The sequence below is a fragment of the Serratia sp. CMO1 genome (assembly GCF_015689115.1).
In the GTDB taxonomy this organism is placed as follows: Bacteria; Pseudomonadota; Gammaproteobacteria; order Enterobacterales; family Enterobacteriaceae; genus Serratia; species Serratia marcescens.
Genome location: NZ_CP065032.1, coordinates 2,471,739 through 2,483,655, shown reverse-complemented (window position 1 = coordinate 2,483,655; position 11,917 = coordinate 2,471,739). Strand labels below are relative to the sequence as shown.

At 60.3% G+C, this 11,917-nt stretch carries 11 protein-coding genes; 6 read left to right on the top strand and 5 right to left on the bottom strand.

Features of this window, described 5'->3' with window-relative positions; all coding sequences use genetic code 11:
* Positions 1-17: 17 nt before the first annotated feature.
* On the bottom strand, positions 18-182 hold the full coding sequence (locus tag IT763_RS11830; protein ID WP_228009709.1) for a hypothetical protein: 165 nt from the start codon (positions 180-182) through the stop codon (positions 18-20).
* A 129-nt stretch (positions 183-311) separates the two neighbouring features.
* Here IT763_RS11830 and IT763_RS11825 point away from each other — a divergent pair, with 129 nt between their 5' ends.
* Positions 312-1,127 carry an alpha/beta fold hydrolase gene (locus IT763_RS11825; RefSeq protein WP_049299308.1) on the top strand — a complete coding sequence of 272 codons (816 nt, stop codon included), beginning with the start codon at positions 312-314 and terminating at the stop codon, positions 1,125-1,127.
* 50 nt (positions 1,128-1,177) lie between these two features.
* On the opposite strand, the gene IT763_RS11820 is transcribed toward IT763_RS11825, so the two are convergent.
* On the bottom strand, positions 1,178-3,238 hold the full coding sequence (locus IT763_RS11820; protein ID WP_164052389.1) for a TonB-dependent siderophore receptor: 2,061 nt from the start codon (positions 3,236-3,238) through the stop codon (positions 1,178-1,180).
* Positions 3,239-3,703: 465 nt separating this feature from the next.
* Here IT763_RS11820 and IT763_RS11815 point away from each other — a divergent pair, with 465 nt between their 5' ends.
* The 5 genes from IT763_RS11815 (at position 3,704) to IT763_RS11795 (ending at position 8,249) form a co-directional block, all read left to right on the top strand.
* Positions 3,704-5,146, top strand: a complete 1,443-nt coding sequence (locus tag IT763_RS11815; protein WP_049299304.1) for a diguanylate cyclase — start codon at positions 3,704-3,706, stop codon at positions 5,144-5,146.
* Between the two features lie 104 nt (positions 5,147-5,250).
* Entirely contained in the window at positions 5,251-5,601 is a 351-nt protein-coding gene (locus IT763_RS11810) for a DUF1428 domain-containing protein (protein WP_151254561.1), read from the top strand.
* 11 nt (positions 5,602-5,612) lie between these two features.
* Positions 5,613-6,086 carry a VOC family protein gene (locus tag IT763_RS11805; RefSeq protein WP_015377932.1) on the top strand — a complete coding sequence of 158 codons (474 nt, stop codon included), beginning with the start codon at positions 5,613-5,615 and terminating at the stop codon, positions 6,084-6,086.
* Between the two features lie 26 nt (positions 6,087-6,112).
* Positions 6,113-6,802: a VIT family protein gene (locus IT763_RS11800; RefSeq protein ID WP_033640227.1), complete on the top strand. Its 690-nt coding sequence runs from the start codon at positions 6,113-6,115 to the stop codon at positions 6,800-6,802.
* Between the two features lie 109 nt (positions 6,803-6,911).
* Positions 6,912-8,249: a D-serine ammonia-lyase gene (locus tag IT763_RS11795; RefSeq protein ID WP_206194732.1), complete on the top strand. Its 1,338-nt coding sequence runs from the start codon at positions 6,912-6,914 to the stop codon at positions 8,247-8,249.
* A 48-nt stretch (positions 8,250-8,297) separates the two neighbouring features.
* Here the strand turns inward: IT763_RS11795 and IT763_RS11790 are convergent, their stop codons facing one another.
* From IT763_RS11790 to IT763_RS11780, 3 genes are all read right to left on the bottom strand, one after another.
* Positions 8,298-9,734, bottom strand: a complete 1,437-nt coding sequence (locus tag IT763_RS11790) for a 6-phospho-beta-glucosidase (RefSeq protein ID WP_139375584.1) — start codon at positions 9,732-9,734, stop codon at positions 8,298-8,300.
* Positions 9,735-9,862: 128 nt separating this feature from the next.
* Positions 9,863-10,597 carry a MurR/RpiR family transcriptional regulator gene (locus IT763_RS11785; RefSeq protein ID WP_016927659.1) on the bottom strand — a complete coding sequence of 245 codons (735 nt, stop codon included), beginning with the start codon at positions 10,595-10,597 and terminating at the stop codon, positions 9,863-9,865.
* Between the two features lie 259 nt (positions 10,598-10,856).
* Entirely contained in the window at positions 10,857-11,831 is a 975-nt protein-coding gene (locus tag IT763_RS11780; protein ID WP_206194731.1) for a sulfonate ABC transporter substrate-binding protein, read from the bottom strand.
* Positions 11,832-11,917: the final 86 nt, after the last annotated feature.

Below are 11,917 nucleotides of genomic sequence, written 5' to 3'. Positions count from 1 at the left end.
CGGCCCGCCGAGCGCGGCTAGTACATCGATGGTTCCACCGATTGCGAGCAGTCGCTATTGGCGCTGGATTTGGTGCAGGTGTAAGGTTCATTCGGCGATGCCGAAGGCGCATTCGATGGGCCGCCGCCGCCGATACAACCGCTCAGCATCAACGTCAAAAACACGAGAATTATCTTCTTCATCTCACCGTCCTCCATTGCGATTCCTCCTTTAAGTATATGCAGGGAAAGCGAACGGCACCGTTCGCCGCTGCGATCTATACTCCCTTGATGCCGTGTCGATGCTCAACCTCGGCGAATGAGGGGAGAAAGATGCAAACCGACGACGATTTGACCCGCTTTGCCGCGCAGGGCGCGCCGCCGTTGCCGCCCGGTTCCTGGCAGGGTTTTGTCGAACACGACGGCGCACACATCTGGTATGCGGCCTATGGCGCTGACCCGACGGTGATCCTGCTGCACGGCGGCCTGGGCCACAGCGGCAACTGGGGGTATCAACTGCCGGCGCTGCTGGCCGCCGGGTATGGCGTGCTGATCATCGACAGCCGCGGGCACGGGCGCAGCACGAGCGACGCCCGGCCATACCGTTACGATCGCATGGCCGATGATCTGTTGGCGGTAATGGACGCGTTGCGGATCCCGCACGCCGCGCTGGCGGGCTGGAGCGATGGCGCCTGTGTTGCGCTTATCGCCGCCCACCGGGCGCCGCAGCGGGTGGACGGCGTTTTTTTCTTCGGCTGTAATATGGACGCCAGCGGCGTTAAACCGCCCGCGTCCAACCCCATCGTTGAGCGCTGTTTTGCGCGTCATGCGCAGGACTATGCCGCCTTGTCGCCGACGCCGGATGACTTCGATGCGTTCGTCGCCGCCGTGAGCCTGATGATGAGCAGCCAGCCGGACTACCGCGCACAGGAATTAGCGGCCATTCGCGTGCCGGTGACGGTTGTTCACAGCGAACACGATGAGTTTATCCGCGCCGAACATGCCGCCTACCTGAGCGACAGCATCCCCGGCGCCCGTCTGGTGACGCTGCCGGGTGTCAGCCACTTCGCGCCGCTGCAGCGGCCGGCATTGTTCAACCGCGCGCTGTTGGATTTTCTCGCCGGTGTGATGTGTCGCAAGGCGTTTTGAGGGTCGGCGCAAAGAAAACGGGCGCCAAACGGCGCCCAAGGCGTGACAGGTTAGAAATCGACCGTCGCCTGCAGGCTCAGGCTGCGCGGTTCACCCTCAATCACGCGTAAGTTACCGGCGCTGGAGGCATAGTATTCGCGGTTGAACAGGTTTTTCACATTCAGTTTCAGCTGAGTATGTTTCCCCAGCAGCTTGCTGTCCCAGGCGACAAAGGCATCCGCCACGGTATAGGCCGGCATGGTGAAACTGTTCTCCGGATCGCCGGCGCGGCGGCCGACGTAGCGCGCGCCGCCGCCAATGCGCACCTCGCCGGGCACCACCGGCAATGTCATGCGGTGGCTGAGGTACAGGCCGCCCATGTTGGTTGGGGCGTTGACCAGCCGATTGCCGACGTTGTCCGGGTTGAGGTTGTCTTCGACAATTTCGGTTTTGTCGTAGCTGTAGTTGGCGGTGAGATCCCAGTTGCGCGCCACTTCGCCGTTCAATTCCAGTTCGACGCCGGTGGAACGCGCTTTGGGGATACTGCGGGTCACGCCGTTGATAAAGATCGACATGTTGCTTTCATCGATGCGATAGAGCGCCAGCGTGGCGTCAAACGCCGGGGTGATCTGCCATTTTCCGCCTACCTCATAGGTGGTGCCGGTTTCCGGCGTGGCGACATCGCCATTGTCGTCGATGGCGGTGGACGGCGTGAACGAACGGCTGTAATTGCCGTACAGCGACAGACTCGGCGTCAGCTTATACACCAACCCCGCCTGCGGCAAAAACTGGTCGTCTTTGTCATTGAGCGTATTTTTCGGTTTCTGGAAACCGTTGCTGTTGTTCTGATAATACGACTGATAGCGCGCGCCCAGCACCGCGATCCATTGATCGGTGAGATGAATGCTGTCCTTGGCGTACAGGGAACGGCTGAACAGCGTGGCGCGCAGGTTGCTTGACGCGTCACTGTAAGTGGTGCTGTCGGTGACCGGCGTTTCGCCATACACCGGATCGTACATGTTGAAGGTCTTCGAGACCTTGCCGCGATAGGAATAGGCTTTGTAGGTCTGATTCTTCTCGTAGTCCACGCCCAGCAGCAGGTCGTGCTGCATGCCGAACAGCTGCGGCGAGCCGGTCAGATCCCAGGAGTAATAGTGGGTTTGATGATTGAAACCGCGGTTGGCGTCGGCGCGGCGCGAGACGATGCCGGTCGTGGTGTCGACCGCGGTGGCGCGCACTTCGTTGCTGTCGTAACGGCGTTGCAGCCAGGCGTAGTTGAAGCGGGTCGTCCAGATCGGATCCAGCGCGTACTCATAATGGGCGTTCAGACGTTTGTTCTTGCCCCAGGCATGGTTAGCGTAGTCATCCAAGCGGCGGTTATAGGGCACATCGACCGGCTTGCCGTCGATAAATGCAGTGCCGCGATCGTAAGGAATGTCGTACTTGTATTCGCTGTAGGCGATGTTAAAGGAAGCCTGGTCGCCGAACCAACTGAGCGAGGGGGCGACCAGCGTGTGTTCGTCGCTGCCGAAATTGCGCCAGTAATCTGCGTGCTGGCGTTCGGCGATCAGGCGAAAGGCGAAGCCGCCGCCCAGCGGGCCGGTCACATCGACGCTGCCGCTGCCGCCGCCAACACTGTTGGTGGCGCCGCTGATGCGGGTGTTCCAGTCATACTGCGGTTTTTTGCTAATCAGGTTGATGACGCCGCCGGGGCTGAGGATGCCATACAGCAGCGACGCGGAACCTTTCAGGACCTCAACGCGATCGGTGGTGGCGTCCATGCTCAGCCCCTGGTTGCTGCGCACGCCATCGATGAAGACCGAGCCGTCGGAGTTAACCCCGAACCCGCGTTTGACGAAGCCATCCTCCGTGCCGCCGAGCGTGTTGCCCTGGGTGACGCCGCTGACGAACTTCATCGCGTCATTGACGCTTTTGACCTGGAAGTCGTCAATGACCTGAGAGGTGACGACGCTGACCGATTGCGGCACCTCGGCGATCGGCGCGGCGGTCTTGCCGGCGGTCGAAGCGGTATCGGCGCTATAGCTGCCGATAGGTTGGGCCGTGGCGGTTACCGTAATGGATTCCTCCGTTTTTGCGCCGGGCGCGGCGGCGATCGCCAGCACGGGGAACAAACCGGCAAACAGGGGCAGCGCGTGAAGAACGTGATTTTTATTTCTTTGAGTGGGGTGGCGAAGAACTGACTGGTGCATATAATTCCGTGAAAAATAATAAATAGTAACGATTATCATTATAATTATCATTTATGAATTTTGAATAGTGGGCAATGCCTGTATCCCTTTACTGCACGATTTAATTTTGTCTTTACAGTAAAAGACGGCGATTTTGCCGGTAAAAAATCGGCTGGGTGGTAATAACGATCGTAGTGACTGGAGAGTCACGACAGTTTGTTCGCCAGATAGGTGATTACTGTCAATATATTGATACACAAATATATTTTTCCTAGATGAATAAACAGATGTCCGGGCCGGCAAAACTGGCAATAATAGGCGAGTCGGCCGCTTATCTTCTCCTCATCGTCGACGGTTGTGACACGAACAGATTGTCACCTTACGCTAGCGGAAGTCTCTGGATCCAAGATGCAAACCACCTCGTTGTCCGATACCCGGAAAATTTGGCCCGCGCTCATCATTTTTTTGCTGGTGTTCACTCTGTGTCTGTTGGGCATCGTGAGTCGTCCCGGCAGTTTTCTGGCAATATTCTGGCCGGTGAACGCCGTACTGCTGGCGGTTCTGGTGCGGCGGCCACAGTGGGCTACGCGGGCCGGCTGGGGCATGGCGGTGCTGGGCTATCTGGCGGCGGACCTGCTGACCGGCAGTTCGCTGCAAAAGGCGCTGCTGCTGAACGCCGCCAATCTGACCGGCGTCGTGGTGGGGTATCTGTTGTTCATGCGGCTGTCGCCGCCGGCGCGCACGTTGCAGCGTGGCGCTTCCAGCATGTACCTGTTCGGCATCTGCCTGGCCGCCGCCGCCGCGACCGGCGCGGTGGGCGCCGCAACTTCGCAGTGGCTGTTCGGCAGACCGTATCTGACCTCGCTGGCGCTGTGGTTCTCGTCCGAATTCACCAACTACGTCACGCTGATGCCGTTTATTCTGGCGTTTCCCGCCGATTGGCGACGTCGCCTTGCGGCGGCCGGAGCCCTGTTCACCCAGCGCAGCCAATGGCCGCGCGCGGGGCGAAAACTCACGGTATTGGCGCTGCTGTTGCTGGCGGCGGTGTGCAGCGTGCTGATCGGCGGCCCCGGGGCGGTGATCTTTCCCATGCCGGTGCTGCTGTGGCTGGCGATGTCCTTCTCATTGTTCTGCACCATGATTGCGGTGCTGATTTATGTGCTGTGGTGCCATCTGGCGATCGATTTCGGGTTGCTTAGCACGACGCTCGACATGAAAGTGTTGCAAAACGCGGTATCGATGCGTTTGGGCATCGCGCTGTTGGCGCTGGGGCCCATCGCCGTGGCCAGCATGAACTATGCGCGTAATGCGCTGCTGCGCACGCTGGAGCACGTGGCGAATCACGATGCGTTAACGCACGTGCTGACGCGCAATGCGTTTATGCAGCGCGGCGAACGGTTGATAGACCAAAAGGGCGAGCTGGTGTGCGTCATGATGCTCGATATCGACTATTTCAAATCGATTAATGACCGTTTTGGCCATGCCGGCGGCGATCAGGCGCTGATGGCCTTTACCCGCGCGATCGCCGCCGATCTGAGCGTCGGTGACCTGTTCGGCCGCATGGGAGGCGAAGAGTTCGCTATCGTTTCGACGCTCGGCCAGCCACAGCAGGGGTTGCAGCTGGCCGAACGGCTGCGGCAACGCATTGAGGCGGAATCGATCACCATGCCGGCCGGCCATCCGCTGCAGATCACCGTCAGCATTGGCATGGTGACCTGCCCGGGCGGTTCCGGCCACAGCCTGGCCGACCTGCTCAAACTGGCGGATCTGGCGGTATACAAAGCGAAAAACGCCGGCCGTAACCGGGTCGCCACGCCGGAATCTTACCCTCCGAACGATCCTGACCGCTGAACTTCCGATCCGGGTTGCGCGCCCGCCGTCTAAACTGGTAGGGGGCGCAGGCAACGTCGCCCGCGCTGAACCGACTGTCCTTAATCAGACAAGAGGATGCCAGGATGAAATACGTAGACGGTTTTGTGGTGGCGGTGCCGGCCGCCAACAAGGAGGCCTATCACCGGTTGGCGGCCGCAGCGGCGCCGCTGTTCAAAGAGTTTGGCGCCACGCGCATCGTGGAGTGTTGGGGCGATGACGTGCCCGACGGCAAGCTCACCGACTTTCGCGGCGCGGTGAAAGCCCAGGACGACGAAGTGGTGGTGTTCAGTTGGATAGAGTACCCCTCCAAGGCGGTGCGCGACGCCGCCAATGAGAAAATGATGAACGATCCGCGCGTGAAGGCGCTGGGCGAGATGCCGTTTGACGGCAAACGCATGATCTTTGGCGGGTTCGCGCCGATCCTCGATGCGTAAAGGAGGCGCAGATGGCCAGAATTACGCAACATCTGTGGTTTGAAAAAGACATGGAAGCGGCGCTGAATTGCTATGTCGCGCTGATCCCCGGTTCGTCCGTGAACTGGTTTTCCGACCTGCCGGCGGATACGCCGAGCGGCCCGGCCGGCAGCGTGAAGCTGGCTTCCTTCACGCTGGGCGACCAGCGCTACGCGGCGATCGAAGCCGGGCCGCTGGATCCGTTTAACCACAGCTTCTCCGTGATGGTGGAATGTGACGATCAGGCGGAGGTCGACCGGCTATGGGATGCCTTGAGCGAGGGCGGCGAGGCGGAGCAGTGCGGCTGGCTGCGCGATCGCTGGGGGCTGTGCTGGCAGATCGTGCCGCGGCGCCTGACGGAGTTGATGAACGATCCGGACGCCGCTCGTGTGCGGCGGGTCACGGAAGCGATGCTGCTGATGGGCAAAATCGACATCGCCGGGTTGGAAGCGGCGGCGCGGGGATAGCGGAAAGAGAACGAGGGAGAGAAAGGATGCATCGAGAACGGCACAGTATCGAACGCATCGGTTGGCTGCGGGCGGCGGTGCTCGGCGCCAACGACGGCATCGTTTCAACGGCCAGCCTGCTGCTGGGCGTCGCGGCGGCCAGCGCCTCGCATTCCGCGCTGATGATCGCCGGCGTCGCCGGGTGGGTGGCCGGCGCAATGTCGATGGCCACCGGCGAGTATGTGTCGGTCTCGTCGCAAGCGGATACCGAAAAGGCCGCGCTGGCGGAAGAGCAGGCGGAGCTGCTTGAAGACTACCCGGGGGAGTTTCGCGAACTGACGTCAATCTACGTGCATCGCGGTCTGGATCCGGCGCTGGCCCGGCAGGTGGCGGAAAAGCTGATGGCGCATGATGCGCTGGAGGCGCACGCGCGCGACGAGCTGGGCATTTCCTCCGCTACCCGCGCCCGGCCGCTGCAGGCCGCGTTGGCGTCGGCCTTGAGTTTCTCCCTCGGCGCGCTGCTGCCTCTGCTGGTGGCGCTGTGGGCACCGGTCGCCTGGACGCGGCCGGCGCTGGTGGCCTCGGCGCTGATTTCCCTCGGCGTTCTCGGCGGCATCGCCGCGAAAACCGGCGGGGCGCCGATCTTGCCGGGCGTGGCGCGCATTCTCATCTGGAGCGCACTGGCGATGGCAGTTTCTTCCGGCGTTGGCCTGCTGTTTGGCGTGACGGCCGGCTAACGCCGCGCTTGCATCAATCTATTGCACCTCAAGCTCAGAATTTATCATTTGTCAGCCGTCGGCGTTCGCGGCAAGGTGACGGCAACGCCAACATCAGTCAGGGACACTTATGCAGAAATCACAGATCCTATCGTGGGTCGCCCAGCATCCGCTGTTGCAACGCATGGTCGCGCTAGAGCCGCTCACCTGGTTCAATCCGCGCGCGACAACGTTGGCCGCAGGGCTGCCCCACGTCGGGTTGACCGCCGCCGACGTCGCCGACGCGGAGCAGCGCCTGGCGCGATTCGCGCCTTATCTCGCCGCGGCCTTCCCGGAAACCCAACCGACAAAGGGGATCATCGAATCCGAGCTGGTGGCGATCCCCGCCATGCAGCAGGCGTTGGATCGGCGCTATGGGCAGTCGTTGGGCGGGCGCCTGCTGTTGAAAAAGGACAGCCATCTGCCGATTTCCGGCTCAATCAAGGCGCGCGGCGGCATCTATGAGGTGCTGACGCACGCGGAAAAGCTGGCGCTGGAGGCGGGGCTGCTGCACACCGGCGACGACTACGCCCGGCTATTTTCCGACGAGTTTCGTCAGTTCTTCAGCCAGTACCGCATCGCCGTCGGCTCGACCGGCAATCTGGGATTATCCATCGGCATCATCAGCGCCCGGCTGGGGTTTGACGTCAGCGTGCACATGTCGGCGGATGCGCGGGCGTGGAAAAAGCAAAAGCTGCGCGACAATGGCGTGAAGGTGGTGGAATACGCCGACGATTACGGCGTGGCGGTCGAACAAGGGCGCCAACAGGCGGCGAACGATCCGAATTGCTTCTTTATCGACGATGAAAATTCGCAAACCCTGTTCCTCGGCTACGCGGTGGCCGGCGGCCGCCTGAAGCGGCAGTTTGCCGAACAGGGCATCGTGGTGGACGCGCAGCATCCGCTGTTCATTTATCTGCCGTGCGGCGTCGGCGGCGGGCCGGGCGGAGTCGCCTTTGGCCTCAAGCTGGCGTTCGGCGATCACGTTCACTGCATTTTTGCCGAACCGACCCATTCCCCCTGCATGCTGCTCGGCGTCTACAGCGGGTTGCATGACGGCATTGCGGTGCAAGATCTCGGCATCGACAACCGCACGGCGGCGGACGGACTGGCGGTGGGGCGCGCCTCCGGTTTTGTCGGCCGGGCGATGGAGCGCCTGCTGAGCGCGTTTTACACCCTGAGCGACGAAGAGATGTTCGCGTTGCTTGGGTTGTTGGACAGGCACGAGCATATCCAACTGGAACCCTCCGCCCTGGCCGGCATGGCCGGGCCGTGGCGCGTTGCGGCCCATGCGGGGGAGCTCAGCGAGCAGGGCGTGAGCGCCGAGCACCTGGCCCAGGCGACGCATCTGGTATGGGCGACCGGCGGCGGCATGGTGCCGACGGCGGAAATGGCGAAGTATCTCGCCGCCGGGCAGGCGGCGGAGTAAGGCGCAGTAAAAAGGGGCGAAAATCGCCCCTGATTGTCTGTCGTGCGGTTACAGCTGTTCGCCGTTGCTGGCGATCACCCGGCGATACCAGTCGAAGCTTTTCTTGCGCGAACGTTCGAGCGTGCCGGTGCCGTCGTCGTGTTTGTCGACGTAGATGAACCCGTAGCGTTTGCTGTACTCACCGGTGGTGAACGACACGCAGTCGATGCAGCCCCACGGCGTATAGCCGATCAGGTCTACGCCGTCTTCAATCACCGCTTTTTTCATCTCTTCGATATGTGCGCGTAGATAGTCGATGCGATAGTCATCGTTGATCTGGCCGTCCGCATCCACCTTATCGAAGGCGCCGAAGCCGTTCTCCACGATAAACAGCGGCTTCTGGTAGCGTTCATACAGCACGTTCAGCGAATAGCGCAGCCCGACCGGATCGATCTGCCAGCCCCAGTCGGAGGCCTTGACGTACGGGTTCGGCACATTGCCCGGGAAGCCGAACATGCCGTCGCTGCCTTCCACCGCGTTGGCCTGCAGCGCGTTGCTCATGTAGTAGCTGAAGCCGATGTAGTCGGTGCAGCCCTCGCGCAGGATCTGCGCGTCCTGCGGCTGCATCTCGATCTTCAGCCCTTTGCGTTCCCAATCGCGCAGCAGGTAGCTGGGATAGTAGCCGCGCATCTGCACGTCGGTGTACAGATAGCGCTGGTGCATCGCTTCCACGGCGTACATCACGTCGTCCGGCTTGCAGGAGTAAGGGTAAAACGGCACGCAGGCCAGCATGCAGCCGATCTTGAATTCCGGGTTGATCTGATGACCGAGTTTGACCACCTGCGCGCTGGCGACGAACTGGTGGTGCAACACCTGGTACAGCGCCTGCTCAGGGTTGTCTTCCTGGGTGTAGTCCACGCCGGAACAGCAGTAGCCGAACAGCGGGTAGCGGTAGTTGCTCTGGTTGTTGATTTCGTTGAAGGTCATCCAGTACTTCACTTTTTCGCGATAGCGGCGCATCACCACTTCGCTAAAGCGCACGAAGAACTCCACCACCCGGCGATTTTTCCAGCCGCCGTAGGCTTTCACCAAATGGTAAGGCATTTCGAAGTGCGACAGGGTGATCACCGGCTGGATGCCGTATTTCAGCAACTCGTCGAACAGATCGTCGTAAAACTGCAGGCCGGCCTCGTTTGGCGTTGCTTCGTCGCCGTTCGGGAAGATGCGCGTCCAGGCGATCGAAGTGCGGAAGCATTTGAAACCCATCTCGGCGAACAGCGCCACGTCCTGCTTGTAGCGGCCGTAGAAGTCCACCGCTTCGTGGTTGGGATAGCGATAGCCGTCGAGCACGCCGTCGGTCATCACGCGATCCACGCCGTGCGAACCGCCGGACAGCACGTCGGCGATGCTTGGCCCTTTGCCGCCCCGATCCCAACCGCCTTCAACCTGGTGCGCGGCGACCGCGCCTCCCCACAGAAAATCTTTCGGCAACTGTTTCATCGTCAATGTCTCATCTTATTTAATGAAGGATAATAACGTTTGCATTGCCAATAGAGTAACAAGACCGAAAGAAATGTCACGATATAACAAATCGCCGTGCAAAGTGATTTGTCACAATAAAAAAACAGCCTGTTTTATTTTTCCGAATTAATATGCCCAAGCCGTTTGCCGATGGTTTCAATAATGTAAAGCACGGGGATCTGCGTGGTGATATTGTGATGCCCGCCGATCAAATGCTGCGGCACGTGGTAGGAGAGATTAAAGTCCGCCAGCCGCGCCAGTGAAGAGGTTTCGTTGTTGGTGATGCTGATGATCTTGCAGTGGTGCAGGCTGAACTGGCTCGCCAGTCGCAGGATCTCTTCGGTCTCGCCGGAGACCGACAACATGATCGCCACCGCGTTTTTATACATATCGCTGTTGACGGGATAATAAGGATCGTCGATATGGGTGCTGAATTTCCCGACGTTGGAAAAGAAACGCGCGCCATATTTCCCCAAGGCGCCAGAGGTGCTGATGCCGACGAAAATAATCCGCTCGGCGGCGGCTATATGGTGCGCCGCTTCATCGAGTAACTGATTAAATTCGTCGTTGCTGACGCTTTTAAAAAAACTGAGAATTTCGCCGATGCCGGAATCGACCGGCGGCGCATCGGTTTGCTCCAGATACAGTTTGAAACGGATGCGAAATTCTGAATAACCGTCACAACCCATTTTTTTGCAAAATCGCAGCACGGTGGTGGTGGACACGCCGGCGGCCTCGGCCAGCTCGCGGATGGTCATGTACATCACTTGATTTTTGTGTTTGCTGACGTAGTTATAAACCATCAGCTCCAGGGCGTTGAGCTCGGCGATTGCTTTATGGGTAAACATGAGTCGATCCGGCGGCTGAAAACGGGACATTTATCTGCGGGTTACCATAGCAAAATTCGCCGCTGCCGGCACTGCCGAACAAAAAGAAAAGCCGCACCAGTCAGGGGCGGCCCAGGGTTCACGACGAACAAATTAAAGCAAAAACGTTCCGGAAGACATGCCATGAAAACGCGTTTCATCACACAGAGTTAGCATAGGCCAACTGATGCCGGCGGCAAAATGCCGGTTTCTGCTTTCTAAAGCCAACGCGCGGCAAAAGCTATGGCGCCTCGGGTTTATCTTCTGACCAGCGGGCGGCGTTGACATCCACCTTAACCGGCAGCAGCCCGATGGCGGTGAATTTATCCGCCAACTGTTGTTGCTGCCTGAACACCTCTGGCGACATGCGCTGGCTGCCGAACGGCATGCGAGCGATGGCTCTGGCCCAAATGGCCTGATCCAGGCCGGTGCTCTGAGCGAGGATCGCCGCCGCCTCCTGTGGATGCCCGTTGGCCCAGTCGCTCAGCGCGCCGAGCTGTTGAATCACCTGTTTGGCGCTGTCCGGGTACGTTTCGGCAAAGCGGCGGCTGGCGAGATAGAAGGTGTAGTGCGGCACCAGGCCTTCCGCGTCTTTCAGCAGGCGGGCGTTGGCACGGGTTTCCACCTCGGCGTAGTAGGGATCCCAAATCACCCAGGCGTCGACGCTGCCGCGCTGGAAGGCGGCGCGGGCATCGCTCGGCGGCAGGTAGACCGGCGTGATGTCCTTGTAGCTCAAGCCGGCCTGTTCCAGCGCGCTCACCAGCAGGTAATTGACGTCAGACCCTTTGTTCAACGCCACGCGTTTGCCTTTCAGATCGGCCACGGAACGGATCGGCGAATCCTGCGGCACCACGATGGCTTCGGTTTTCGGGCTGGGCGGCGAATGCGCCAAATAAACCAGATCGGCCTTGGCGGCTTGCGCGAAGGCCGGCGGGGCGTCGCCGGTCGCCGCCAGATCGATGCTGCCGACGTTCAACCCTTCCAGCATCTGCGGGCCGGCGGGGAATTCTATCCAGCGAACCTTGACGCCCTGCGGCTCAAGGGCTTTTTCCAGCGTGCCGCGGTATTTCAGCAGCGCAAAAATGTTGGCTTTCTGGTAACCGATGGTGATTTGCTGCGGTTTCTCCTGCGCGCCGGCCGGCAGGCTAAACAGGCTAAACAGGCTAAACAGGCCGAGCAGCAGGGCGGCGATCAGCGGCGTTGTGAGTTTTCTCATCCTGATTTTCCGATAGGCAAGTGAACGATAGCGATGACGCGCTGGGCGTAACGCCATGAAACGGCATTTAAATTTTCCTGCGGCGG

Bases quoted from the DNA above. Each gene is read 5' to 3' on its own strand.
- IT763_RS11795 (WP_206194732.1), top strand. From the start codon at position 6,912: ATGCAGAAATCACAGATCCTATCGTGGGTCGCCCAGCATCCGCTGTTG.
- IT763_RS11815 (WP_049299304.1), top strand. From the start codon at position 3,704: ATGCAAACCACCTCGTTGTCCGATACCCGGAAAATTTGGCCCGCGCTC.
- IT763_RS11780 (WP_206194731.1), bottom strand. From the start codon at position 11,831: ATGAGAAAACTCACAACGCCGCTGATCGCCGCCCTGCTGCTCGGCCTG.
- IT763_RS11830 (WP_228009709.1), bottom strand. From the start codon at position 182: ATGAAGAAGATAATTCTCGTGTTTTTGACGTTGATGCTGAGCGGTTGT.
- IT763_RS11785 (WP_016927659.1), bottom strand. From the start codon at position 10,597: ATGTTTACCCATAAAGCAATCGCCGAGCTCAACGCCCTGGAGCTGATG.
- IT763_RS11805 (WP_015377932.1), top strand. From the start codon at position 5,613: ATGGCCAGAATTACGCAACATCTGTGGTTTGAAAAAGACATGGAAGCG.
- IT763_RS11810 (WP_151254561.1), top strand. From the start codon at position 5,251: ATGAAATACGTAGACGGTTTTGTGGTGGCGGTGCCGGCCGCCAACAAG.
- IT763_RS11825 (WP_049299308.1), top strand. From the start codon at position 312: ATGCAAACCGACGACGATTTGACCCGCTTTGCCGCGCAGGGCGCGCCG.
- IT763_RS11800 (WP_033640227.1), top strand. From the start codon at position 6,113: ATGCATCGAGAACGGCACAGTATCGAACGCATCGGTTGGCTGCGGGCG.